The 25,528-nt window shown below is 64.4% G+C and carries 18 protein-coding genes and 1 pseudogene; 10 read left to right on the top strand and 9 right to left on the bottom strand.

Annotation, left to right across the window (positions count from 1 at the left end):
• The first annotated feature begins 36 nt into the window (after positions 1 to 36).
• The 3 genes and pseudogenes from ACVW17_RS09870 to ACVW17_RS09860 all read left to right on the top strand — a co-directional run bounded on the left by ACVW17_RS09870 (position 37) and on the right by ACVW17_RS09860 (position 2,933).
• On the top strand, positions 37 to 930 hold the full coding sequence (locus ACVW17_RS09870; protein ID WP_456751702.1) for an ABC transporter permease: 894 nt from the start codon (positions 37 to 39) through the stop codon (positions 928 to 930).
• Positions 930 to 1,944 (top strand): annotated as a pseudogene (locus ACVW17_RS09865) (ABC transporter ATP-binding protein). Before ACVW17_RS09870 ends, ACVW17_RS09865 begins: the two are co-directional and overlap by 1 nt.
• Positions 1,941 to 2,933, top strand: a complete 993-nt coding sequence (locus ACVW17_RS09860) for an ABC transporter ATP-binding protein (RefSeq protein WP_456751700.1) — start codon at positions 1,941 to 1,943, stop codon at positions 2,931 to 2,933. Before ACVW17_RS09865 ends, ACVW17_RS09860 begins: the two are co-directional and overlap by 4 nt.
• Before the next feature lie 46 nt (positions 2,934 to 2,979).
• Here ACVW17_RS09860 and ACVW17_RS09855 read toward each other — a convergent pair whose 3' ends face one another.
• From ACVW17_RS09855 to ACVW17_RS09845, 3 genes are all read right to left on the bottom strand, one after another.
• The gene (locus tag ACVW17_RS09855; protein WP_456751699.1) at positions 2,980 to 4,959 is read right to left on the bottom strand and encodes an acetyl/propionyl/methylcrotonyl-CoA carboxylase subunit alpha; all 1,980 of its coding nucleotides are present in this window, start codon (positions 4,957 to 4,959) and stop codon (positions 2,980 to 2,982) included.
• The gene (locus tag ACVW17_RS09850; RefSeq protein WP_456751698.1) at positions 4,956 to 6,596 is read right to left on the bottom strand and encodes an acyl-CoA carboxylase subunit beta; all 1,641 of its coding nucleotides are present in this window, start codon (positions 6,594 to 6,596) and stop codon (positions 4,956 to 4,958) included. The genes ACVW17_RS09855 and ACVW17_RS09850 overlap by 4 nt, the downstream gene beginning before the upstream one ends.
• Positions 6,597 to 6,724: 128 nt before the next feature.
• On the bottom strand, positions 6,725 to 7,591 hold the full coding sequence (locus ACVW17_RS09845) for a 3-keto-5-aminohexanoate cleavage protein (RefSeq protein ID WP_456751697.1): 867 nt from the start codon (positions 7,589 to 7,591) through the stop codon (positions 6,725 to 6,727).
• A gap of 212 nt (positions 7,592 to 7,803) precedes the next feature.
• Between ACVW17_RS09845 and ACVW17_RS09840 the strand changes: the two genes are divergently transcribed.
• Entirely contained in the window at positions 7,804 to 9,027 is a 1,224-nt protein-coding gene (locus ACVW17_RS09840; protein ID WP_456751696.1) for an ABC transporter substrate-binding protein, read from the top strand.
• Positions 9,028 to 9,208: 181 nt separating this feature from the next.
• Here the strand turns inward: ACVW17_RS09840 and ACVW17_RS09835 are convergent, their stop codons facing one another.
• The 4 genes from ACVW17_RS09835 to ACVW17_RS09820 all read right to left on the bottom strand — a co-directional run bounded on the left by ACVW17_RS09835 (position 9,209) and on the right by ACVW17_RS09820 (position 13,686).
• Complete coding sequence (locus ACVW17_RS09835; RefSeq protein WP_456751695.1) at positions 9,209 to 10,054, bottom strand: helix-turn-helix domain-containing protein; 846 nt, start codon at positions 10,052 to 10,054, stop codon at positions 9,209 to 9,211.
• A gap of 117 nt (positions 10,055 to 10,171) precedes the next feature.
• Positions 10,172 to 10,828 (bottom strand): glutathione S-transferase family protein, encoded by a 657-nt coding sequence (locus ACVW17_RS09830; RefSeq protein WP_456756388.1) that lies wholly within the window; start codon positions 10,826 to 10,828, stop codon positions 10,172 to 10,174.
• Between the two features lie 83 nt (positions 10,829 to 10,911).
• A complete protein-coding gene (locus ACVW17_RS09825; RefSeq protein ID WP_456751694.1) occupies positions 10,912 to 12,048 on the bottom strand; it encodes an acyl-CoA dehydrogenase family protein in 1,137 nt (378 codons plus the stop codon).
• A 93-nt stretch (positions 12,049 to 12,141) separates the two neighbouring features.
• Positions 12,142 to 13,686, bottom strand: a complete 1,545-nt coding sequence (locus tag ACVW17_RS09820) for an HD domain-containing protein (protein WP_456797075.1) — start codon at positions 13,684 to 13,686, stop codon at positions 12,142 to 12,144.
• A 199-nt stretch (positions 13,687 to 13,885) separates the two neighbouring features.
• Here ACVW17_RS09820 and ACVW17_RS09815 point away from each other — a divergent pair, with 199 nt between their 5' ends.
• Together ACVW17_RS09815 and ACVW17_RS09810 are read left to right on the top strand one after the other, a co-directional pair.
• Positions 13,886 to 15,427: an acyl-CoA synthetase gene (locus tag ACVW17_RS09815; protein ID WP_456751692.1), complete on the top strand. Its 1,542-nt coding sequence runs from the start codon at positions 13,886 to 13,888 to the stop codon at positions 15,425 to 15,427.
• A 129-nt stretch (positions 15,428 to 15,556) separates the two neighbouring features.
• Positions 15,557 to 16,780: an ABC transporter substrate-binding protein gene (locus ACVW17_RS09810; protein WP_456751691.1), complete on the top strand. Its 1,224-nt coding sequence runs from the start codon at positions 15,557 to 15,559 to the stop codon at positions 16,778 to 16,780.
• Between the two features lie 232 nt (positions 16,781 to 17,012).
• Here ACVW17_RS09810 and ACVW17_RS09805 read toward each other — a convergent pair whose 3' ends face one another.
• Positions 17,013 to 17,777 carry a helix-turn-helix domain-containing protein gene (locus tag ACVW17_RS09805; protein ID WP_456751690.1) on the bottom strand — a complete coding sequence of 255 codons (765 nt, stop codon included), beginning with the start codon at positions 17,775 to 17,777 and terminating at the stop codon, positions 17,013 to 17,015.
• A gap of 200 nt (positions 17,778 to 17,977) precedes the next feature.
• Here ACVW17_RS09805 and ACVW17_RS09800 point away from each other — a divergent pair, with 200 nt between their 5' ends.
• The 3 genes from ACVW17_RS09800 (at position 17,978) to ACVW17_RS09790 (ending at position 23,411) form a co-directional block, all read left to right on the top strand.
• Positions 17,978 to 20,251: a marine proteobacterial sortase target protein gene (locus tag ACVW17_RS09800; RefSeq protein ID WP_456797074.1), complete on the top strand. Its 2,274-nt coding sequence runs from the start codon at positions 17,978 to 17,980 to the stop codon at positions 20,249 to 20,251.
• Between the two features lie 200 nt (positions 20,252 to 20,451).
• Positions 20,452 to 21,021: a class GN sortase gene (locus tag ACVW17_RS09795; protein ID WP_456756387.1), complete on the top strand. Its 570-nt coding sequence runs from the start codon at positions 20,452 to 20,454 to the stop codon at positions 21,019 to 21,021.
• A gap of 167 nt (positions 21,022 to 21,188) precedes the next feature.
• Positions 21,189 to 23,411: an acetate--CoA ligase family protein gene (locus ACVW17_RS09790; protein WP_456751688.1), complete on the top strand. Its 2,223-nt coding sequence runs from the start codon at positions 21,189 to 21,191 to the stop codon at positions 23,409 to 23,411.
• A 168-nt stretch (positions 23,412 to 23,579) separates the two neighbouring features.
• Here ACVW17_RS09790 and ACVW17_RS09785 read toward each other — a convergent pair whose 3' ends face one another.
• A complete protein-coding gene (locus ACVW17_RS09785; protein ID WP_456751687.1) occupies positions 23,580 to 24,341 on the bottom strand; it encodes a S1 family peptidase in 762 nt (253 codons plus the stop codon).
• A gap of 439 nt (positions 24,342 to 24,780) precedes the next feature.
• Between ACVW17_RS09785 and ACVW17_RS09780 the strand changes: the two genes are divergently transcribed.
• Positions 24,781 to 25,455 carry a LuxR C-terminal-related transcriptional regulator gene (locus ACVW17_RS09780; protein ID WP_456751686.1) on the top strand — a complete coding sequence of 225 codons (675 nt, stop codon included), beginning with the start codon at positions 24,781 to 24,783 and terminating at the stop codon, positions 25,453 to 25,455.
• The last annotated feature ends 73 nt before the right edge of the window (positions 25,456 to 25,528 follow it).

The raw sequence follows: 25,528 nt of genomic DNA, 5'->3' as shown, positions 1-25,528 counted from the left end.
TTTTCCGATATGATCATGCTCAACTAAAGAGGCGGCGTGGCGACCATCAACTTCGAAAGTGAATTGCGACGCGCCGGGGCCAACGCCACCGGCGGCTGGGGACGGTTTGCGTTCCTGGCGCAGCGACACGTGCTCGGCACGATCGGCCTTGTCATCATGCTGTTGTTCATGCTGACCGCGATCTTCGCCGACGTCATCAGCCGCTACGATCCGCTGACCGTCGATTCCGCACACCGCCTGGCCGCCCCCTCCGCGCTGCACTGGTTCGGCACCGACTCCTTCGGCCGCGACGTCTGGAGCCGCATCATCCATGGCGCGCGGATCTCGCTCGCGGTCGGCATCGGCTCCACGATGCTTGGCGCCACGCTGGGCGTGATCGTCGGCCTCGCCTCCGGATATCTCTCCGGCTGGGTCGATCTCGTGTTCCAGCGCGTGACCGATATCCTGCAATCGCTGCCGCTGCTGGTGCTCGCGCTGGTGATGACGGCGGCGCTCGGCCCCTCGCTGCCCAACGTGATCCTCGCGATCGCCATCCCCCTGATCCCGACCGTTGCCCGTGTGATCCGCGCCAACACGCTGGCGCTCCGCGAACAGCCGTTCGTGGAAGCCGCCAAATCGATCGGCATGAGCGAGATGCGGATCGCGCTGCGCCACGTGCTGCCGAACACCATCGCCCCCTTGATCGTGCTCGCCACCGCGCAGCTCGGCTCGACCATCCTGACCGAGGCATCGCTGTCGTTCCTTGGCCTCGGCATCCCCGAACCCTATCCGTCATGGGGCCGCATGCTGTCGGAATCCGCCGCCGAATATGTCCGCACCGCGCCGTGGCTGGTGATCTTTCCCGGCATCGCGATCAGCCTCGCGGTGTTCGGCACCAATCTGTTCGGCGACGCGCTGCGCGACATCCTCGATCCGAGGCAGCGCGGCTGATGACCGAGGCTAAGACGCTCGATACGGTTCTCGAGGTGAAGAACCTGCAAACGGTGTTCTTCACCAACTCCGGCCTGTTCCGCGCTGTCGATGACGTCTCGTTCTCCGTCCGCCGCGGCGAGACGCTGGCGATCGTCGGCGAGTCCGGCTGCGGCAAGAGCGTCAGCGCGCTCTCGATCATGCGCCTGGTGCCCGATCCGCCCGGCCCGCATCGTCGGTGGCTCGGTGACACTCGAAGGCACCGACCTGTTGAAGCTCGACGATGCCGCGATGCGCGACATCAGGGGCAACCGCATCTCGATGATCTTCCAGGAGCCGATGACCTCGCTCAATCCGGTGATGCGGATCGGCGACCAGATCATCGAGGCGGTGCGGCTACACCAGAACGTGAGCGGCAACGAAGCCTGGAAACAAGCCGTCGACATGCTGCGGCTGGTGCGCATTCCGGAGCCGGAGCGCCGCGCCCAGGAATATCCGCACCAGCTCTCCGGCGGCATGCGCCAGCGCGCGATGATCGCGATGGCGCTGGCGTGCCGGCCGGCGCTATTGATCGCGGACGAACCGACCACCGCACTCGACGTCACCATCCAGGCGCAGATCCTGGCGTTGATTGTCGATCTGCAGCAGCGGCTCGGCACCGGGCTGATCCTGATCACCCATGATCTCGGCGTCGTCGCGCAGACCGCGCAGCGCGTGATCGTGATGTATGCCGGCAAGAAGGTCGAAGAGGCGACGGTCGAATCGCTGTTCGAGACGCCGCTGCATCCCTACACCCGCGGGCTGATGGCCTCGATGCCGGCCGTGATCGCGCTCGGCGCAGAGAGCGACGCACGGCTGAACGAAATTCCCGGCATGGTGCCGTCGCTGACCAACCTGCCGCCCGGCTGCGCCTTTGCGCCGCGCTGCAAGCTGGCTATCGATCGCTGCCGCCAGGAATATCCGCCGCTCGACGAGGTCAGACCCAACCACTGGGCGGCATGCTGGCGCGCCGGCGACCTGGCGGAGGCGTCATGACCACGCAACGCCCGCTCCTCGAGGTCACCGATCTCGTCAAGCATTATGCGGTGCGCGGCGGCGTGCTGCGCCGGCAGGTCGGCACCGTGCATGCGGTCGACGGCGTCAGCTTTGCGCTCGGCGCCGGCGAGACGCTCGGCCTGGTCGGCGAATCCGGCTGCGGAAAGTCGACGGTGGCGCGCACCGTGCTGCGGCTGGTCGAGCCGACCAGCGGTGCGATCAAGCTCGACGGCGAGGATATCGCGCCGCTCAGCAAGACCGCGCTGCGGCCGCATCGCCGCTCGATGCAGATCGTGTTCCAGGACCCGTTCGCCTCGCTCAACCCGCGCATGACGGCCGGCGACATCGTCGGCGAGCCCTTGAGCGTGCACGGCATCGCGACCGGCGCGAAGAAGCAGGAGCGCATCGCGGAGCTGTTCCAGCAGGTCGGGCTGCGGCCCGACCAGATGAAGAACTTTCCGCACCAGTTCTCCGGCGGCCAGCGCCAGCGCATCTGCATCGCGCGCGCGCTGTCGCTTGGGCCGCGGCTGATCGTCTGCGACGAGCCGGTCTCGGCGCTCGACGTCTCGATCCAGGCGCAGGTGATCAATCTGTTGATCGACCTGCAGCGCAGGCAGAACTTTTCCTACCTGTTCATCGCGCACGACCTCGCGGTCGTCGCCCATATCAGCCACCGCGTCGCGGTGATGTATCTCGGCCGTATTGTCGAGATCGCCGACAAGCACGAGCTGTTTGCCAATCCGCGCCATCCCTATACGCAAGCCTTGCTCGCCTCGGTGCCGATCGCCGATCCGAAGGCCAGGCGCACCGCGCCACTGATCGACGGCGACGTGCCGAGCCCGATCAACCCGCCGTCAGGCTGCGCCTTCCACACCCGATGCCGCTGCGCGATCGATCACTGCAAGACCGAGCGGCCGGCGCTGCAGGCAGCCGGCCCCGGGCATCAGGTAGCGTGCTGGCTGAATGATGGGACGGGGCGGAGCGAATAGAGCTGTCGTCCCTGCGAAAGCAGGGACCCAGCGGTTATGACAGCGGCTACGCCGCCGTCTCGATCTCCACCACGATCTTCCCCGTTGTCACCTGCTCGCCCTCGGCGACGTCAATGGAGGACACCGTGCCCGCGACACCAGCGGTATGGACGTGCTCCATCTTCATCGCCTCCAGCGTCATGACAGGTTGGCCCGCCGCGACCTTGTCGCCGGCCTTCACCAAGACCGCGACGACCCGACCGTTCATCGCGGCGCGGACCTTGCCGTCGCCGCCGGCGGTTGACGCGCTCTCGGGCGGCGCGAGCGTGAGATCGCGGGCTGACAGCGTGACGCCGCGATGCAGGACAAAGAGCCGGTCGCCGTCGCGCAGGAATTTGGCCTGCTCCATCACGCCATCATGGTGGAAGCGGATGCTGTCTTGATCCAGCTCGTCGATCACGAAGCTGAAGCGATCGCCATTGCGGGCCGCGAGATAACTGCCGTCGCGCTCGCGGACGATCTCGATCTCCTGCACGCCGTGGCCGAGGTCGATCCGCAGGCCGAGCGGGAATGTCGCAGCCAGCGACCGGCCGCGCTGCCATGGCGGCGCATGCGGATTGGTGACATAGAGCAGCAGTGCCGCCAGCGCGAGATCGCTGCTGCGATCGGGCCGCGGCGCCAGCAGCGCCTCGCGATTATTGCCGATGAAGGCGGTGGTCGCCTCGCCCTTGGCGAACACCGGGTGGCGCAGGCAGTCGATCAGGAAGCCCTGGTTGGTGGTGACGCCAAACGCCGTGACCTGCTCCAGGGCTGAGATCAGCTTGCCGCGCGCCTCGTCGCGGGTGGCGCCATGGCTGATGACCTTGGCGATCATCGAATCATAGAACGGCGGAATCTCCGAGCCCGACTGCAGCGCGTGTTCGACGCGGATGCCATCGGGTATCTGCCACCGCGCCATCGACCCGGATTGCGGCATGAAGTCGTGCCCGGCATCCTCCGAGCACAGCCGCACCTCGATGGCATGGCCGGAAAAGGTGACGTCCTCCTGCTTCACACCGAGCGGCTCGCCGCGCGCGACCCGCAACTGCAATTCCACGAGATCGAGTCCGGTGATCGCCTCGGTGACGGGATGTTCGACCTGCAGCCGTGTGTTCATCTCCATGAAGTAGAAATTGCCAGCGCGATCGAGCAGGAATTCCAGCGTGCCAGCGCCCTCATAGCCGATCGCTTTCACCGCCTGGACGGCGACCGCACCCATCCGCGCGCGCAACTCCGGTGTCACCGCCGGCGACGGCGCCTCCTCGATGAGCTTCTGGTGCCGCCGCTGCACCGAACAATCACGCTCGCCGAGATGGATGGCATTGCCATGGCGATCACCGAACACCTGGATCTCGATATGGCGGGGATCGACGATCGCCCGCTCCAAAATCACGGTGGGATCACCGAACGCGCCTTGCGCCTCCGAGCGCGCGCTGCGCAGCGCATCAGGAAACGCCGCAGTATCCACAACCAGCCGCATGCCGCGGCCGCCGCCGCCGGCGACCGCCTTGATCATGACCGGAAAGCCAATCGCCTTGGCTTCCGCCAGCATCACGGCGTCACTCTGATCGGCGCCCTGATAACCGGGCACGCAGGGCACCCCGGCCTTTTGCATGATATCCTTGGCGCCGGCCTTGTTGCCCATCGCCAGGATCGCTTCCGGCGACGGCCCGATGAACACCAGCCCCTCATCGCGGCAGGCCTGCGCAAAGTCCTCGTTCTCGGCGAGGAAACCGTAACCGGGATGCACCGCGCTGGCGCCGCTCGCCTTGGCGGCTGCGATGATCGCGTCGATCTTCAGATAGGATTGCGCCGGCAATGCCTCGCCGATCCGCACCGCCTGATCGGCCTCGCGCACATGCAGTGCATCACGGTCGGCATCCGAATAGACCGCGACGACACCATAGCCGAGCCGCCGCGCCGAGCGCATGATGCGCAGCGCGATCTCGCCGCGGTTGGCGACCAGGATCTTGAAGAACGGCGTCCGCTTCACGATGGTACCGCTCATGGCCGCGCCACCGAGAACTGCATGCGCTGCGGGGTGCGTGCCTCGGCCTCGCGGCAGATCGAAAGTATCTCGGACAGCACCGTCCGCGTATCGCGCGGATCGATCACGCCGTCGTCGAGCACGCGGGCGCTGGTCGAGAACACGTCCATCTGGCCGTCGAACACGCCTGATATCTGCGCCTTCATCGCCTCCAGCTTCTCCCTCTCGATCGGTTTGCCGCGCCTGATGGCAGCGGCCTCGGTGACGATTGCCATGGTTTCGGCAGCCTGCTCGCCGCCCATCACGGCGGTCTTGGCATTCGGCCAGGAGAAGCAGAAGCGCGGATGGAAGCCGCGGCCGCACATGCCGTAATTGCCGGCGCCGAACGAGGCGCCGCAGTATAGCGTGATCTGCGGCACCGTCGCCGACGTCACCGCCTGGATCATCTTCGAGCCGTGCTTGATCATGCCGGCCTCTTCATAGGCCTTGCCCACCATGTAGCCGGTGGTGTTGTTCATGTAGAGGATCGGCGTGCGCGACTGGCAGCAAGCCTGGATGAAGTGCGTCGCCTTGTTGGCGCCGGGCACGTCGAGCGGGCCGTTGTTGGTGATGATGCCGATCGCTTGGCCTTGGATGCGGGCATGGCCGCAGACCGTCGCCGGGCCGTAATTGGCGCCAAACTCGGTGAAGTCGGAATCATCGATGAAGCGCGCGATCGCCTGGCGCATGTCGACGGGGCGCTTGTGGTCCATCGGCATGATGCCGAGGAGTTCTTCGGCATCGTAGCGCGGCGGCTTGAACGCGGCTGGCGTCGGCGCCGGCCGGTCGCGAGGACGATCCCAAAGACGATCCCATGGCAGCTTGGCCATGATCTCGCGCGCGATGCGCAGCGCATCGCGGTCATCCTCGGCAAGGTAATCGCCGAGGCCGGAGACCTGGGTGTGCATCTCGGCGCCACCGAGCTCCTCTTCGGTCGCGATCTCGCCGGTGGCAGCCTTGAGCAGAGGCGGTCCGGCGAGGAACGCGCGGGTGCGGCCGCGCACCATCACGATGTAGTCGGAGAGGCCGGTCTGGTAGGCGCCGCCCGCGGTCGAAGAGCCGTGGGTAACGGTAACGACAGGGAGCCCCGCCGCCGACAGCCGCGCCAGATTGCGGAAGATGTTGCCGCCGCGGACGAAATCCTCGACCCGGTAACGCAGCAGGTTGGCGCCGGCGCTCTCGACCAGCTGCACATAGGGCAGCTTGTTCTCCAGCGCGAGCTCCTGCACCCGCAGCGTCTTGTCGAGACCATAGGGCTGCAGCGCGCCGGCATCGATGCCGGAATCGTTGGCGCTGACCATGCAGCGAATGCCGGAGACGAAGCCGATGCCGGCGACCAGCCCGCCGCCGGGCACGCTCTTGTCCGGATCCGGCACGTCGAACATGTAACCGGCGAGCGTCGACAGTTCGAGGAACGGCGAGCCGGGATCGAGCACCAGCGCGACGCGCTCGCGCGGCAACAGCTGCCCGCGCTTGTGGAAGCGGTCCTTTGCCGCGGCCGACGCTGCGCGCGTCCGCTCCTCCAGCCCGCGCATCCGGGCAATCAGGGCGAGCATGCCATCGCGATTGCCCAGGAACGCGGCGCTGCCGGTGGAAATTGCGTTCTCGATGATGGCCATCAACCCTGCTCCTCACTCGCTGTCATTCCGGGGCAGCCCGAAGGGCTGAGCCCGGAATCCATGGCGCGACAGGACATGCGGCCTGATGGATTCCAGGCTCGCGCTGCGTGCGCCCCAGAATGACAGCCCTAGTGCCTGACCCCAAAAATCTGCCGCGCTTCCGCGGGGCTCGCGATCTCGCGGCCGGCGCGCCGCGCGCAGGCGGCGAGGCCTTCGACGAGCTGCCCGTTCGACGTCACCTTGGTGCCGTCACCGAGATAGAACGTATCTTCCAGCCCGCTGCGCAGATGGCCCCCCAGATCGGCGGCGTGCTGGTGCAGCGGCCAGATCTCGGCGCGGCCGATCGCGGTGACCTGCCAATGCGCGTCAGGCGCCTTCAGCTTGAGCAAGATCGGCAACAGCTCAGGATCCGCCGGCATTCCCGAGGCGACGCCCATCACGAAATTGTATTCGAGCGGCCCGGAATACATCCCGGTCTGCCGGTACATGCCGACGCAGCGCACGATGCCGACATCGAAGCATTCGAATTCGGGAATGGTGCCGGCGGCCTTCATCACGTCGAGATAGTCCTGCACCTTCTCGACCGCGTTATCGAACATCATCGGCGGCCAGGCCCAGGTGTTGTCGGCCTTGACCTTGAGATAATTCAGCGAGCCGGCATTGCAGGCCGCGATCTCGGGTCTGGTCTCGCGCACGCAATCGAGCGCGCCCTGGTAGTTCGGACCTGACGTGCCGGTGGTGTGGTTGATGATCACGCCGGGGCAGGCCTCGCGGATCGCCTGCTGGATCTCCTTGCTGACGGCCACTTCCCATGACGGCAGGTGGCCCTTGTTGGGCGCCTGCTGACGCAGGTGAATGTGCATGATGCTGGCGCCGGCGTTGAATGCGGCCTTGGCCTCGCGCGCCATTTCTTCCGGCGTCACCGGGACGTTGTGCTGCTTCGGGTCGGTCAGCACGCCGTTCAGCGCGCAGGTGATGACAGCCTTGTCGCTCATGGTCTGTTGTCCGCTTTGCAGCGCACATGCGCTGCTGATTTTCCCATGATGAGAAATTTGCCTTCGCACCATCTTGCGTTGACTGGCTAAGAGGATGCGATCACGTCGGAATCGGCTGTCAGCCGGTTAACACAAGACGCAACGTCCACATGATGCGTAACCTTGCTGCAAAGCAAAGCGGCGCAACAAGCCGGCATCACGGGGAGAACGTCATGGTCTCGATCAACCGGCGCACCTGGCTCGCGAGTGCGGCAGGCGCGGGACTTGCCGCCGTCGGAGGCCTCAGGCCCTTGCTCGCCGAGGACACGCCCGGCGTCACCGCGACCGAGATCAGGATCGGCAGCACCACTTCCCTGAGCGGACCGGTGTCCGCGCTCGGCGTGCAGGCGCGCTGCCAGGAAGCCTATTTCAAGATGCTGAACGAGCAGGGCGGCATCGCCGGCCGGCAGATCAAGTACATCTATTACGACGACGCGTTCAATCCGGCGAAGACGGTCGAGCAGGTGCGCCGCCTGATCGAGAGCGACAATGTCGCCTTCCTGTTCAACATGCTCGGCACTGCGCCGAACTCGGCCGTCGTCAAATACATCAACGCCGCCAAGGTGCCGCATCTGTTCCTGTCGGTGAATGGCGACAAATGGGGTGATTACAAATCCTATCCCTGGACCATGGGCTTTGCGCCCAGCGCGCGGACCGAGGCGCAGGTGTTCGTCAAATATGCGCTGAGTCAACACAAGGACGCCAAAATCGCGGTGCTCTACCAGAATGACGATCTCGGCAAGGATTTCGTCGCCGGCACCAAGGATGTGTTGGGCGAGCGGTTCGCGACGTCGGCCGTGGTGGCCTCTCATGAGGTCACCGATCCTACGATCGATTCCCAGATCGTCGCGCTGCGCGGCGCCAACCCCGACGTGCTGATCTCGGGCACCACGGCAAAGTTCTGCGCGCAATCGATCCGCAAGATCTACGAGCTTGGCTGGAAGCCGATGCACTTCATCGCGAGCGGCGCAGCGTCGTTGTCCTCGACCATCGTCCCCGTCGGTCTCGACAAGGCGCAGGGCACAATCTCGTCGGCCTATATCAAGGACGTTGCCGACCCTGCCTGGGCCAATGACCAAGGCGTGAAGGATTTCCTCGCATTCATGGAAAAATACTTCCCCGACGGCAATCCGAAGGAAGGCTACAATCTTTACGCCTATATGGTGGCGAACGTGCTCAAGATCGTGCTCGAGCAGTGCAAGGGCAATTTCAGCCGCGACAACATCATGGCGCAGGCGAACAATCTCAGGGACGTTTATGTCCCGACGCTATTGCCCGGCATCAAGGTCAACACCAGCCCGACCAATCACCACCCGCTGCAGCAGCTGCAGCTCCAACGGATCGAGGGGCCAGGCTGGTTGCGATTCGGCGAGGTGATCCAGGGCGCGAATTTGTAGCCTTCGTCCCGGCGTCCGCCGCCGTCGCCCGTCCTCCCCTTCCGCCTGAAAGAAAGAAGGTCGGGATGGGTCAGCCGCAAGCGACGCTGCAAGCGGAGAGATTTGATCCCCACCCGCTTTTTCAAGGGGAGGTTAAGTCACAGCCTGCATGCAGCGAAACGCAACCCGCCGGGACGCCGATCTAGGTCAACGCGCGCTCGTTCGCCGCTTGCCCCGTCCGATAGATCGCGAGGTCACGCGAGCCGGAGAAGATCGCGCGCGGCTTCAAGCCGTAGAAGCGGCGGATCGAGTGGCTGAAATGGGTCGAGTCGGGATAACCGATGTCCTGCGCGAGATGCGCGAGGTTGATGTCCTGGTTGGCAAAGTGCAGCAGATACCGCGCGCGCTTCCAGGCACGGAAGGACCGGAACGAGATCCCGGTCTCCTCCTTGAATAGATGCAGGAAGCGCGACGGCGACAGGCCGGCCTCGGCAGCGCAGCCGGCGGCCGTCACCGGCTCGCCGGAAAATTGTCCGATGCGGCCGATCGCGCGCACGACGCGCGGATCGAGCACGCGCTGCGGCAGCGCATCGCCGAAGCACATGGTGTCGAACTCGGCATTCGCGATCGCGTCGCGATGCTGCATCTCGGCGAGCGTCGCATAGGCGTTGCGAATCCGGTTCGCAAACAAATGCGAGTCGGGTCCTTGCAGACGGCGAGCGACGGCTTCCAGCGTGCCATCGGGCACGCTCTCCGGCTCGATCGCAACGCAGATCGCGGAGGGATGTTCGCTGGTGATGGTGTGGCGCAGGTTCGGCATCGTCACCGCGAGCTCGCCGTGGGACTCGCGCCCCTCGCTGGTCGACAGATGCAACCCGTCGCGGATTGCGACATAGACATGGAATGCGCCCGGACAGCGCTCGCGCGGACGGCCGAGCAGCCCGGCATAGAACACCCGCTCCGGCGTGATCAGCATCCGATGGCCGGACTGCTGCTGGCCGGAATGGCGAGCGGATTCCTTGCACTTCGCGTCCACGATCGCGTCCATGGCGGTTCCTCCTCGCGCGGCTCTTTGGGCCGCTGCGGCGGGGTTACCATAGCGCAAATTCGCGGACTGTCACCGGCGCGAAATGTCGTCATTCCGGGCGCATCGACGCCGGCGAGATTAAGGCCGCGCCCGCGGCGCAACGTTCTGTTCCAGCCCGGCTTTTTGCTCCGCCGCCACCGCGTGCCGGTAACCGTCGCGTTGCTGCAGCCGCGCCCAATAGGCCGCGACATTCGGCCCGAAATCCTTGGCAAGGCCGATATTGCTGGCGAGCCGCAGCGCATAGCCATTTGCAATGTCCGCAGCGGTGAAGCGTTCCGCGCAGAGGAATTCCGACTTGGCGGCGGCGGCCTCCACCGCGCGCAGCCGGCCCAGGAACCATTTTGCATAATCGCCCGAGACCTGCGGATTGCGCCGCTCCTCCGGCTCGAGCTGGCTGTAACGCAGCACCAAGGTCTGCGGAAAGGTCAGCGTCGCGTCGGAAAAATACATCCAGTTCAGGAACGCGCCATAGGCCGGCTCGTCGACGCTGACGATGAGCGACGTCGGACCGTACTTGGTGCCGAGGTAATGGCAGATGCCGGAGGACTCCGTCATCTTGGTCTCGCCATCGACCATGAACGGGATGGTGCCGAGCGGATTGATGCCGAGATACTCCTTGGCGAACACGCGCGGCGGAAACGGCAGCATCTTCAGCTCATAGGGCAGCCCGAGCTCCTCCAGCATCCACAGCGGACGGAACGAGCGCGCGGCATCGCAGTGATAGAGCGTGATCATCTCAGGCATTCCCCTTGTGGTCTATCCCTTGTCATTCCGGGGCGGCCACGCAGCGGACGAACCCGGAATGACGGGAAACTCTGTTACAACCCCATCTGCCTTGACGCGAGATCCTTCATGATCTCCTCGGTGCCGCCGCCGATGGCGTTGACCTTGACTTCGCGGTAGATGCGCTCGACCTTGACCCCGCGCATGAAGCCGGCACCGCCGAAGATCTGCACCGCTTCCGAGGCGCAGTGCGCCATGGTCTGGGTCGCCTGGTTCTTCATCATGCAGATCTCGGCGACCGGGCTTTCGCCCTGGCCGAGCCGCCACGCCAGCATTTCCAGCATCGCCTGCGAAGCCGCGACCTTCTGCGCCATGTCGACGATCTTGTGCCGGATGACTTGATGTTGCGCGATCGGCTTGCCGAAGGTCTTGCGCTCCTTGGCATAGGCGATCGCCTCGTCGAGGCAGACCCGCGCAGACGCGGTGCAGCCGGCCGCCATGCCCATGCGCTCGCTGTTGAAGTTCTGCATGGTGATCTTGAAGCCCTGGCCTTCCTCGCCGATCAGATTCTCGACCGGCACCCGGCATTCGTCGAAATGAAGCGTCGCGGTGTCCGACGCCCACCAGCCCATCTTCTTCAGTCTGGTCCGGGAGAGACCCGGCGTATCGCCTTCGATCAACAGCAGGCTGACACCGCCCGGCCCCTCGCCGCCGGTGCGCACCGCGACCGTCAGATAGTCGGCGCGCATGCCCGAGGTGATGAAGGTCTTCTCGCCAGAGACGACATAATGGTCGCCGTCGCGCCGCGCCCTGGTGCGGAGGTTCGCGACATCGGAACCGCCGCTCGGCTCGGTGATCGCGAGTGCGGAGATCTTCCTGCCCGCGAGCACCTCCGGCAGCACGCGCGCCTTGACCTCGGGCCGCGCGGCACGGGCGATCGGCGGCGAGCCGATGGTGTGGCTCATCAGGCTGGCGGAAACGCCGCCGGCGCCGGCCCGCGCCAGCTCCTGCGAGGCCACGATCTTCATGAACTGGTCGGCGGCGATCCCGCCATATTCCTCCGGAAAGCCGAGGCCGAGCAGCCCGATCTCGGACGCCTTGGCATAGAGTTCGCGCGGAAACTCGCCCTCCTCGTCCCATTGATGGGCAAATGGCTCGATCTCCCTGACAACAAAGCGCCGCATCACCTCGCGAAAGGCTTCATGCTCGCCGGTGTAGAACGGGTTTGCCATCCCGGTGCTCCATGGATCCAATACTGGAGCGAGAGTGTCCGCATCGAGCGAGGTAGACTTGCGTTGACTTGCTACCGAGACTTCATGTTGAAACTAGCCTTCTTCGATAGGAGCGGCTTTCTCGAATCTGACTACCTCTCTGCTAATGTCCGATCCATTCACGGTACCCACCACCGCATCTTCCGCACTTTCCCAAGCGTCTGTCCACGCTTCCTCAATTAGACGTCGAACAAGCCCCTCTAGATCTGCTGGTGCCTCCGTCGGAGCGACTTCCGCAAAAAATCGCGTTAGAGTAATTGTGTCATAGCCAGCATACTCATTGGGAACGAACAGAATATCTGAATGTTCTTCAAACTGTTCGTCAAATTCCCTAGGATGCACCTCATCTAGATCGGCATCGTACTCAACTTCCCCTCCGAAGTGGACGTCTATTTGACCCATGGCGGCCAAGACTTCCAGCAGAGCGTTTGTCGAAAGCCACGCCCCATTTAGCCTTGCTATCGGCAAGTCTCCAATTGAGCCGCCGCAAGCGAGAATACGCCCGCCAAGCGTCGATACTATCTTTGGGACGTCGGAAACCCGCACTGTACTGTCAACGGGAACCCATCCAGACGTCTCTACAAGACGCGCGAGTTCAGTGGGACTATCAATTCCCTTCACGCGATTTGCGTTCAATCGTCCGGCGCTCCGCTTCTGCAACAGATGGTCCACACCTCGGAGTTCTTTATCCACCGACACCAAGGTGTCGTGGGCAAGCCACCAAGCCTCCGCCAAGGCGAGTTCGAATGCGGGAGCAGCGGTGTAGACAAGCGCTTCATTCTCAATGAATGGGACCGCCATCCGCTCCTGAAAGGCCCAATGATGTTCAGATATGCCTTGCGGATTTAATAGCTTCCGCAGGAAAGTTGGTGCGCGACGGCGATCGATGTGCATGACATCTGAAACTCGCAGTAAACAAGCCATCTTGATCAGGTCGATACGACTCCTCGTTCTCCCTCCCAATGGGCCAAGGTCGTTCGCCAACTCGTCTTCGACTCGACCGATCGGCCACCAATGACTGTGCGCAAGCTGACCGATCTTCGGTCCGTAGAACTGGCGGACCTCGACATCGTCTATCAAGAATTCCTGTCCGCCGCTCGGAGCCTTCCAAGACATCCCCGGGAGCCTCTCAGCTTGCGGGGCGTGCATCATTCGCAACGCTTCTGCCGTCGCACGCTCCTCGACTAAAGCGAGGTCGATGGGTTCATTCGAGCCCTCTTGAGTCTCCATAAGAATTCTTGCGTAGCTATCTTTCCACGCCAGCGTCTCCTTCAGACCCTCGAGGCCGTTCGGGTAGGCGGCAACAGTCATAGCCGCATCATGGAGGAGTACAGCCCCGCCAAACACGAACGCCTCAGGCGGATTAAGATCCAGCCTGTCTCTCGCTACTATGGAGCCCATTTCCCAAAGCGCATCCAAATGCGAAGTGTCGTGAACTGTCATGCTTGGCATATCGGCCTGGATTCGACCAACTAGCGAAGCGGCCTTTTCCCGCACAGATAGATAACGTTCCTGAAAATATTGCTGCTCTGACTGGGTCGCATCTTCGCGTGCTTGAACAAATGCTCGTTGCCAGAGCCAAGTGTCTCGATACCCCATGTCCAATTTCCTGTTTCAAAACGATCGTTAAAGTTGAAGTATTCGGCAGATTCGCTCAAGAGCCATGCGCCCAAACCTGGCTTTTCTCAGCCACTAAACGCAAGACAGTATCCCGATACGCCCTCTCCACTGCCAATTCATGGCATCAATCGAGCCAGGAACAGGCGGCGCAAGACTGTCGTTCCCGGAGGAGGGACATGTGCCGGTTCGTTACTACGACTGGATCGCGCATCATCGCCGGCGCACGCCGGACAAGATGGCGCTCGTCGATCTCGCGAGCGGACGCCGCTTTGGCTATGCCGAGCTCGATGCCCGCGTGTCGCGGCTCGCCGCCTGGCTGCGCGACGGGCTTAAGGTTGCGCGCGGCGACCGCGTCGCGGTGCTGGCGCTGAACACCACCGATACGCTGGAGGTGCAGTTCGCCTGCTTCCGGATCGGCGCGATCTTCCTGCCGCTCAACACCCGCCTCACTGTCCCCGAGCTGCGCTACATCACCGGCGACGCCTCGCCCAAGGTGATGATCCATGACGACGACCTCGACGAGACGGCGCTTGCGGTCGCCAAACTCTGCGACGTCGCGTCCACCGTGCGGCTCGGCGCGGGCGGTGCCTATGAAGCCGGCATCGCGGCGGCCAAGCAGCTCGAACGGTTCGAGGAAGTCACGCTCGATGACATCTCGACCATCATGTACACCTCGGGCACCACAGGTCAGCCCAAGGGCGCGATCATCACCCATGGCATGACGTTCTGGAATTGCGTCAATCTCGGCGGTCCCGCCTACATCTCGCCGGCCTCGGTGCTGCTGACGGTGCTGCCGCTGTTCCACACCGGCGGGCTGAATTGCTACACCAACCCGGTGCTGCATGCCGGCGGCACGGTGCTGATCATGCGCGCGTTCGATCCCGGCGAGGCGCTGAAGCTGATCGGCGATCCCACGCAGGGCATCAACGTGTTCTTCGGCGTGCCCGCGATCTACCAGTTCATGGCGCAGCATCCGAGTTTTGCCACCGCTGACTTCAGCCGCCTCGTGATCGGGGGCGTCGGCGGCGCGCCGATGCCGGTGCCGCTGCTGAAGACGTGGGAGGCGCGCGGCGTCGCGCTGCAGCAGGGCTACGGCATGACCGAGACCTCGCCGGCGGTGATGGTGCTCGACCGCGAAGATGCCGCGCGCAAGGCCGGCTCGTCCGGCAAGCCGGTGCTGCATACCGAAGTGCGCGTCGTGCGACCCGATGGCAGCGATGCCGCGGTCGGCGAGCTCGGCGAACTCTGGGTCAAGGGCCCGAACATCACGCCGGGCTACTGGAACCGGCCGGACGCCAATGCCTCCTCCTTCACCGACGGCTGGCTGCACACCGGCGACGCCACAAGGATCGACGAGGAAGGCTTCTACTACATCGTCGATCGCTGGAAGGACATGTACATCTCCGGCGGCGAGAACGTCTATCCGGCCGAGGTCGAGAGCGTGCTGCATCAACTGACCGCCGTGGCCGAGGCCGCCGTGATCGGCATTCCGAACGAGCAATGGGGCGAGGTCGGAATGGCCGTGATCGCCGTGAAGCCGGGCCATACGCTGACGCCGGCCGAGATCCACGCGCATTGCCAGGCCAACCTGGCGCGGTTCAAATGCCCGCGCCTGATCGAATTCATCGATGCCCTGCCGCGCAACGCGACAGGCAAGATTCATAAGCCGACGCTCCGGCAGCAATTCAGCCAGCCGAAGCCGACCGATACCGCGGCGTGATCCTGGCGCGCGTTTCTCATGCGTTCCGGATCTCGCCGCGACCACAGATACCCCGCAACCGGCTGCCGGGGCCGGCTGCGGGTTCGTTGCGTCAGTCCCCAACCAGAATCAATCGAGGAAATTGCCTTTATGGAAACTACAAAAAAATTGTCGTTGCTGGCCGTAGCCACAGCGCTCTGCCTGCTCTCCACCCAGGCCGCCTTTGCACAAAAGAAGTACGACACCGGCGCCTCCGACACCGAGATCAAGATCGGCAATGTCGAGGCCTATAGCGGTCCCGCCTCCGCCTACGGCATCATCGGCAAGACCGAGGAAGCCTATTTCAAGATGATCAATGATCAGGGCGGCATCAACGGCCGCAAGATCAACTGGATCTCCTATGACGACGGCTATTCGCCGCCGAAGACCGTGGAGCAGATCCGCAAGCTGATCGAAAGCGACGAGGTGTTCCTGGTGTTCAACGCGTTGGGCACGCCGACCCAGACCGCGGTGCAGAAGTATCACAACGCCAAGAAGGTGCCGCAGCTGTTCCTCGCCACCGGCGCCAGCAAGTGGAACGACCCGAAGGACTTCCCGTGGACGATGGGCTTCCAGCCGAGCTATCGCGTCGAGGCGCGAATCTTCGGCAAGTACATCCTCAAGGCCAAGCCGGATGCCAAGGTCGCGATCTTCTATGCCAATGACGATTTCGGCAAGGACTACCTGATCGGCCTCAAGGAGGTGCTCGACAAGTCGAGCGTCAAGATCATCGCCGAGGAAAGCTACGAGACCACGGAGCCGTCGATCGATTCCCACATCGTCAAGCTTAAGGACACCGGCGCCGACGTGTTCGTCAACATCTCGACGCCGAAATTCGCGGCACAAGCGATCAAGAAGATCGCCGAGCTCGGCTGGAAGCCGATGCAGGTGATGACCGACGTCTCGATCTCGATCGGCGCCGTGATGAAGCCCGCCGGGCTCGAAGCCTCGGAAGGCGTGCTGTCGGCCGGCTATCTGAAAGACGCCTCCGATCCGCAGTGGAAGAACGACGAGGGCATGAAGAAGTTCATGGCCTTCGCCGAGAAGTACATGCCGGGCGCCAACCTCTCCGACGCCAATCTGGTCTATGGCTACGCCGCCGCGCAGACCATGGTGCAGGTGCTGAAGCAGGCCGGCGACGACCTGACGCGCGAGAACGTGATGAAGCAGGCCGCCAGCCTGAAGGATTTTGCGCCCGACACGCTGATCCCCGGCATCAAGATCAACACCAGCCCGACCGACTTCGCACCGGTCGAGCAGCTCAAGATGATGCAGTTCAAGAACGGACAGTGGGAGCTATTCGGCGAGATCATCAGTGCCGAGACCGGCGGCTAGCGCTGAGCTCTCGACGAGCAAACACATCGCGAAGCCGCCCCTCCGGGCGGCTTCGTTGTTTTTGCGGATCAATCTATCTCACCGTCACCCTGAGGAGCCGCGAAGCGGCGTCTCGAAGGGTCGACGGCCCTGCTGGTGCCGTGCATCCTTCGAGACGCGCGTGCCGCGCTCCTCAGGATGACGGAACTGGCATCGCAATATGCCGACATCCTTGTTGCCGCACGAGCCGCGACTATCCCGGCAGGAAGATCGCAAACGGCTCGTCGATGGTGCGGCGCAGATGCTCGCGATAGAGGGCGAAGTTGGCATCGTCGGCCGACACCCGGCCAAGGCTTGGCTTGGCGACGTTCCTCTCCGGCAGGAACGCGATCGGCGCGGCGACCGGCGTCAGCAGCGAGCCGCGGCCGGCGAGCAAGGTCGTGATGATGCCGTACATCTCGCCGGAATTGCGCGGGCGCGACACCGTGATGACGCGATGCTGTCCGTGCCGGTTGGTCACGAGGTAGACGAAGCCGGATTCATTCGGCACCGCGACTTCGCCATACTGCGTATAGTCGGCGTCCTGTCGCTCACCCTCGCGGAAGCCGAGCGACGATGTCGCATCGTCCCAGACGATCTCGGTGCGATAGGCGTAGAGCGCGCCCGGTTCGCCGAACGACGGGCGCACCGTGATGTAGGTGCCTTCGATCCGCGCCACCGAACGGCGGGAATAGGATCCGAGGCTGTCGGGTGCGATCCCGCCATTGGTTGGCACGACCACTTTGATCGCTTCCGGCAGCTTGCGCAGGGAGACGCCGAGCGCCTGCTCCAGCCGCACGGTGGTCGCCAGCGTGAACGGGCGGCGGCCGCCGAGCACCTTCTCCAAGGTCGAGAGGCTGAGCTTGGCCTGCTCCGCCAGCGTCTGCCGCGAGATGCGGCGGCGGGCGATTTCCTCGCGGATGGTCTCCGCGACCTGCTGGCTCTGCTCGGTGGAAAGTTGCTTGTCCGGCGTCGGCATCGTGATCCTGCAGCGGGTTCCCCATGAATTGACGCAGTCTAGCAGACCGGACAACTCATCACAAAACCGCACAAACCCGCCGCGGCCGGCGGCGGAGGGCGCCGGACGGCGGCCAATCATTGCCGATCATTCTGCTCGCGCCAAAACCGCCGTTCTCCATGATTGCGAAGCAGCGAAAGCCTCGCTCGGGAGTGACGAAAATGACGATTTACGATGCATGTGACAGCAGCCCGCAGATCCGAATGTCGCGCAGGATGCGCATTGCGCTGTTCTTCCTGGTGGAAGGCGTGGCCGCGCTGGCGATCGGCTTTGCCGCGCTGTTTGTGAGTTTCGATCCGGTGTGGTCGGCCGAGCTGCCGCAACAGGCGGTGCTGCGGCCATCGGATGCCCGCTCCGGCTCCCTGCTGTTCAAGACCGATGACGGCTATAGCGATGCGCTGAGGCTCGGCATCGATGTAGACCTCACCGTATCGGGCCCGACCGTGCGCGCCCGCGTCACGCAGATCTTCCGCAACCCGACCAAGGACTGGGTGGAAGCGACCTATGTCTATCCGCTGCCGGCGGGCGGCGCGGTCGACGCCCTGAAGATGGTGGTCGGCGACCGCATCGTGGTCGGCGACATCAAGGAGCGGCAGCAGGCCCGCGCGATCTACGAGCAGGCCAAGCAGACCGGCCAGAAGGCCGCGCTCACCGAGCAGGAGCGGCCCAATATCTTCACCAACTCGGTTGCCAATATCGGTCCCGGTGAAACCGTGCTGGTACAGATCGAATATCAGGAGCCGGTGCAGCAGAACGGCAATGAGTTCTCGCTGCGGGTGCCGATGGTGGTCGGCCCGCGTTACAATCCGCGGCTCGTCGTGCAAAGCGTCGACCTCCGCGCCGATGGCAGCGGTTGGGGCACCACCACGACCGATCCGGTACCGGATCGCGACCGCATCGCATCCGACGTGCTCGATCCCGCAGCCCATGCGCCGGTCAACCCGACCAACATTACGGTGCATCTCAACGCCGGCTTCCCGCTTGGCGACGTGAAGAGCCATTTCCACCAAGTCAAGATCGAGAGCCCCAATAGCACGGTGCGCGTCGTCCGGCTTGCCGAAGGCCCGGTGCCGGCCGATCGCGATTTCGAGCTGACCTGGAGGCCGGCCGCCGAGAAGGCACCGTCGGTCGGGCTGTTCCGCGAACATGTCGGCGATTCCGACTACCTGCTGGCCTTCGTCACGCCGCCGTCGGTCGAGCAGGCGCAGCAGAAACAGCTGCCGCGCGAAGTGATCTTCGTGATCGACAATTCCGGCTCGATGGGCGGCACCTCGATCATCCAGGCCAAGGCGAGCCTGCTCTACGCGCTCGGCCGCCTGCAACCGACCGATCGCTTCAACGTGATCCGGTTCGACGACACCATGGACACGCTGTTCCCGGCGCCGGTCGCGGCCAACAGCAGCAATATCGGCAACGCGACGTCGTTCGTCAGTGCGATCCAGGCCCGCGGCGGCACCGAGATGGTGCCGGCAATGCGTGCCGCGCTCTCCGACACCAACCATGACGACGCCGACCACGTCCGCCAGGTCGTGTTCCTGACCGACGGCGCCATCGGCAATGAGCAGCAATTGTTCGAGACCATCAGCGCGCTGCGCGGCCGTTCGCGGGTCTTCATGGTCGGCATCGGCTCGGCGCCGAACACCTACCTCATGACGCGCGCGGCCGAGCTCGGCCGCGGCACCTTCACCCATATCGGCTCGGTCGAGCAGGTCGACGAGCGCATGCGCGATTTGTTCGCCAAGCTGGAGAATCCCGCGGTAACCAATCTGTCCGCGAAATTCTCCGAGGCGACCGCCGACCTAACGCCGTCCGCACTCCCCGACGTCTATCGCGACGAGCCGCTAGTGCTGGCCGCGAAGCTCGACAAGCTCGCCGGTTCGGTCGAGATCAAGGGCCGCATCGGCGACCGTCCGTGGAGCGTGACGCTGCCGCTGGCGAACGCCGCCGAAGGCAAGGGCCTGTCGAAACTGTGGGCGCGCCGCAAGATCGCGGACGCCGAGGTCGCACGCACCACGCGGCAGCAGAGCCCCGCAGATGCCGACAAGACCATCCTTGCGCTCGCGCTGGAGCATCAGCTCGTGACCCGGCTGACCAGCCTCGTTGCGGTCGACAAGACGCCGAGCCGTCCCGAAGGCGAGCCGCTGAAGCTCGCAGAGCTGCCGCTCAACCTGCCCGCCGGCTGGGATTTCGCAAAGTTGTTCGGCGAGCGCCCGAGCCTGCCGACTGCTCCCGCCGAGCGTCGCGCTGAGGCCGGCGACGGCAAGGTGCAGCTCGCCGCGCTGAAGCGGTCACCGGTCGCCCCCCAAGGTCCCGGCGCGATCCAGCTGCCGAAGACCGCGACCGATGCCGAACTGAAGATGATCGCAGGTGTGATCCTGCTCACGGTCAGCCTCCTGCTTCTGGTGTTCAACCGACGTCAGACGTCGCCCCAATGACGTCGGATGAAAGGAGGAGGTGCCCCCGGCCTCCTCCTTTCCAAGAGCGCGCGCGGCCTTCCCATCCGTCCCCCGGGGGCCGCGCGCGCAGTTTTCCCTCGAGCGTCATTGCGAGCGGAGCGAAGCAATCCATGCCACCATTCGGGAAAAATGGATCGCTTCGTCGCTTCGCTCCTCGCAATGACGGGAGTCCGATGACGATGCGCCGCTTCATTCTCCCGCTCGCCTTCGCTCTCATCGGCCTGATCCTGTTCGGCCAGGGCGCCTATATCCGCGCCAAGGCGCTGCTCGCGCAGGTGCTGCTGGAGCGCGCCTTCGCCCAGAGTATCGCGACCGGCCAGCCGGTGAAGCCGTGGCGCTGGGCCGACACCTGGCCGGTGGCCCGGATCGAGGTGAAGCGCCTGCACGCCTCCGCGATCGCGCTTGCCGGCAGCAGCGGCCAGGCGCTGGCGTTCGGCCCGGGCCATGTCGAGCAGACCGTCGACGCCGGCGAGCGGGGTGTCGCGGTCTATTCGGCGCATCGCGACACCCATTTCGCCTTTCTGAGAGATGTCACAATCGGCGACGAGATCGACGTGACGCGAAGCGACGGCAAGATGTTTCGCTACCGGGCCGACCGCAGCGCGGTCGTCCGCTTCGATCAATCCGACATCGATCCCATCACGGATAAGCACGAGCTGGTGCTGTCGACCTGCTGGCCGTTCGACGCGCTGATATCAGGGCCCGAGCGTTATCTGTTGCACGCGACCCTGATCGAATCGGGTTCCTGACTCGCGTCAATTTTCGCCTGCCGGGATATTGCGCGCGACGCCCTGACTTGCGCCGGCGTGAGTTGCTACCCCCTTCCATCAGCCATAAAAACAATGAAAAATCATGTCCTGCGGTGATCGACCGTGGGCCAGAGGAAACAAGCAGAACAAGGATAAGGGCAGGCTCCATGGAAGCTCTCGCACGCACCGCGTCTCATCCGTCCCGCGGATGGGCACCGCCAGCCGACGCCAGCGACATCGTCAAGAGCATCCATGCGATGCTGCACCCGCGCAACATCGTGCTGGTCGGCGCCACCGACAAGCCCGGCAACTACGCCGAACGGATCTGGAACAACCTGGTCAAGTACGGCTATGCCGGAGGCCTTTATCCGATCAACGCCAAGCGCGAGGCGATCTGGGGCGTCACCTGCTACAAGGATTTCGCCAGCCTTCCGGAGAAACCCGACCACGTGCTGGTGCTGGTGCCGGCCCGCTTTGCCGTGCAGGTGATCCGCGACGCCGCCGCGGCGGGTGCACGCTCGGCGACCATCGTCACGTCAGGCTTCAGCGAATTGCAGGATGAAGAGAGCCAGCGGCTCGCAGCCGAGCTGAAGCAGGCGATCAAGGAGACCGGGCTTGCGGTCACCGGTCCGAACTGTCTCGGCAATCTCAGCGCCGGCGAGAACCTGTTCACCAATATCGACGACCGCATCGTCACCATGGAGCAGGGCGCGGTGGCGATCGCCGGCCAGTCCGGCGCCATCGTGATGGCGATCCGCCAGGCGCTGGAGGATCGCGGCGTCGGCGTCGGCTACATGGTCACGACCGGCAACGAATCCGGTCTCGAGACGCCGGATCTGATGAGCTATTTCGCTGCCGATCCGAGCATCCGTGTCATCGTGGTCTATCTCGAAGGCGTCAGGAATACAAAAGTGTTCCGCGAGGCCTGCAAGGCCGCGCGCGCCGCCGGCAAGCCTGTCATCGCGCTGAAGCTCGGCGCCTCCGAAGGCGGCCGGGCTGCTGCGATGGCGCATACCGGCGCGCTCGCCGGCTCGATCGAGACGTTCGATGCGATCTCGACCCGCGAGGGTGTGATTCGGGTGCGCGGGCTCGACGAACTGATCGAAACCACCGAGTGTTTCGTGCACGCCGATCCGCCGAAGGGCAACCGCCTCGCCGCGGTGTCGCTGTCGGGCGGCAAGCGCGGGCTTCTGATCGATGCGTTCTATTCCGCCGGCCTCAATTTCGCGCCGCTCAGCCCGAGCGCGTCCGGACAACTGGCGCAGATGCTCGGGCCCGGCAGCATCGTCGGCAACCCGCTCGACGCCGGCTTTGCCGCGGTGGTCGATCCCTCCGTCTACATGAAGTCGATCAAGATCATGATCGACGATCCCGATACCGACATCGTCATCATCGATGCTGAACTGCCGAAGGCGCCGCACGAGCTGCGCGAGCGCAATCTGCGGATCGTCAACGACATGGCGGGCCAAGCCAACAAGCCGGTGATCTACATCAGCGCGATGTCGATCGGCTTCACCGAATTCACCAAGGGCCTGCGCAAATCGCTGCCCAATATCGCCGTCATGCAGGGCCTCGACCGCGCGGTCGGCGCGATCAAGTCGCTGATCGAATATGCGGGGTTGCGCAAGGAAGTGCCCGACATCGCGTCGAGCTCGAAGCCGTCGGCGCGCACCGTGCTGGAGAAGACGCTGAAGGCCGCCAATGGCGCCGCCGCGCTCGACGAGGTCGCCTCGAAGAAGCTGCTTAAGGCCTATGGCATCCCGATCTCCAAGGAAGCGGTCGCGCAGACCGCCGCGGAGGCCGTGAAGATCGCCAAGCAGATCGGCTTTCCGGTGGTCGCCAAGGTGGTCAGCCCCGACATCCTGCACAAGTCGGATATCGGCGGCGTGGTGCTGAACCTCGCCAACGCGGCCGAGGTGAAGAAGGCGTTTAACGACATCACCGCGCGGGTGAAGAAGCTGAAGGGCAAGCCGAAGCTCGAGGGCATCCTGATCGCGCAGCAGGTCAAGGCCGATCTCGAGCTCGTGGTCGGCGCCTCGCTCGATGCCGAGATGGGCCCCGTGGTGCTGTTCGGCACCGGCGGCGTCGACATCGAGCTGATGAAGGACGTGGCGCTGGCCGGTGCACCGCTCGATGACGCCGAAGCGAAGCAGCTGATCGCCAAGACCAAGGCCGGCGTCAAGATGAAGGGCTATCGCGGCAAGCCGGCGCTGCACGAGCCGTCGGCGGTGAAGGCGCTGGTCGGACTCTCCAACTTGATGGCCGACGCCAATGGCCGCATCGCCTCGATCGACGTCAACCCGTTCCTGATCAACAGCAAGCTCGGCGTCGCCGTCGACGGCCTGATCGTGCTGAACAACGCCGCCGCGAACAAGGCAGCGGGGCATTAGGTCTGGCGCCCGCCCTGCCCCTCCCGTCATCCTGAGGTGCGAGCTCTTGCGAGCCTCGAAGGATGCACGGCCCGGCTGGTGGCCGTCGATCCTTCGAGACGCCGCTTCGCGGCTCCTCAGGATGACGGAATTCTGAGTGCGTCGGCGATTCGACCGGAGCGCGCCGGGCTAAAACCCCGCGCCCCACTGCCGCGCGGTCTGCATCACCCAGTCGCGATAGAGCGTCAGCGGCGTCACGCCGGTGATGCCGCCGCAGCCCGCAGTGCCGTTCGGCCCGGTCGACCAGCTCACCACGCCGACGATGACAGGCCCGCCAGGCTTGTCCTCGAACACGGGTGCACCGGAATCGCCGGTGCAGGCGCCGAGCCCGTCGCGCACGCCCTGCCCGACCGGATCGACCAGACGAATCTGCAGCGTGCCGGGCTTGCCGCTCGCGATCAGGCCGGCGACGCGAATGCTGCCGCCGCTCTTGCCGTCGCCGCGCACGGTGACACCGACGCCGGCAATGGTGAAGCGGCCGCCGACCTGGATCGGAATGTTCGGCATGCCGAGCACAGCCGGCGCCTTGCCTGCGGCCGGCATCGCGAGTTGCAGCAGCGCGACGTCGGCGGTCGCGACATGATTGGTCATCGCCTGCATCCGAAAGGCTGGATGGATCGCGACCGTCTTGACGTCCTGCAGCTTGGGCTGGCGGTCCGCACCGTACTCGACGATCTTGTAGTCGGCGCCGGGCTGCACGCAATGCGCCGCGGTCAGCACCACCTTCGGCGCGATCAGCGCGCCGGTGCAGAAATTGCCGCGCGAACCGACGATGGTGACGACCGCACGCGCAACGCCGTCGGTCGACGTCGCGCCGCCACCGACGATCGCGAAGGCCGGTGTTGCCATCGACAGGGTGAGAAAGGCTGTCGCTCGTATCAAGCTCGTCATGGAACCCTGTCGATCTGCATCCGTGTTAAGCACATCCGAGGCGCGGCATTGCGTCGCTCACGCTTCGCGCCGACGAACACGCATTGTTGTACAGAGCATCCGGATTTGTGGGCGTCAATTGTCTAAATATCTAGACGTCGATCACTACGGTATTGAAGTCGCCGCCAAAATTCCTGCTGCGACGAGACGCGTGCAGGCTTCGCATCGCGACCCTGTCGCGAACCGCAACACATCCGATCGCGGTCTGTGTGATCCGCACGATGCGCGAATGTGAACTGCTTCTCTTGATCCTGCGCGTTGCGGCCGTAATTTCGACCCGATAATAATACAACCTCTGGCAGCATACCGCATACTTACCTTCATGACTTTCTGGATGCCGGTACCGTCGAGCTTCAGACGGCTTTTTCCATCCGCCATTTCGTTGAGTTCGAGGATTATCATGAGGATTGCGGTCGTCACGCCGATAAGGCTGTTCAGCGAGGGGCTTACCTCGAGTTTCCAGAACCACGCCGAGTTTGCCATCGCGGCGGCGGTATCCGATCTGGCCGGGCTGCGCGAGAGTCTCGAGGCCGGCAATGTGAATGTCATCCTGATCGACGTCACACAGGGAATCGATCTCGACGAGGTGCGCACGATCGCGAGCGAGCATGCGGAGATCGCGCTGGTAGCGCTCGGCCTCAACGAGGATAGGCGCGACGTGGTTCGCTGCGGCCGGGCCGGGTTCAGCGGCTACATTTCCCGCAACGCCAGCTTCGATGAGCTCTGCCGCGCGTTGTCGGACGTGGCATCGGGACGGCTAGCCTGCAGCGCCGAGATTTCCGGCGGCCTGCTGCGCGCGCTGTTTTGCATGGAGCGCCAGACCGACACGATCGAGGCGGACCAGGGACTGACGCGTCGCGAAAGCGAGGTCCTCAAGCTGATCGGCCAGGGCCTGTCGAACAAGGAGATCGCACGCGATCTCAATCTCAGCCTTGCGACCGTCAAGCATCATGTCCATCACGTGTTGCAGAAGCTCGGCCTGCCGCGCCGCGCGCAGGCAATGCGGCGGGTGCGCGAAGCGCCGTGGATCGCATCATCCGCACCGACGCTCGATCGTCGCCGCGAGCTCGACTGACCCCGGCATCCTGAATTCCGTGTGCGGCCGGCGGCGCTGCATCGTTGCAGAGATGTGGCGCGTGTCGGCGCGC

The organism is Bradyrhizobium sp. USDA 4473, assembly GCF_054063335.1.
The sequence above is the reverse complement of the archived record's forward strand: the minus strand, read 5'-3'. Positions and strand labels throughout refer to the sequence as shown.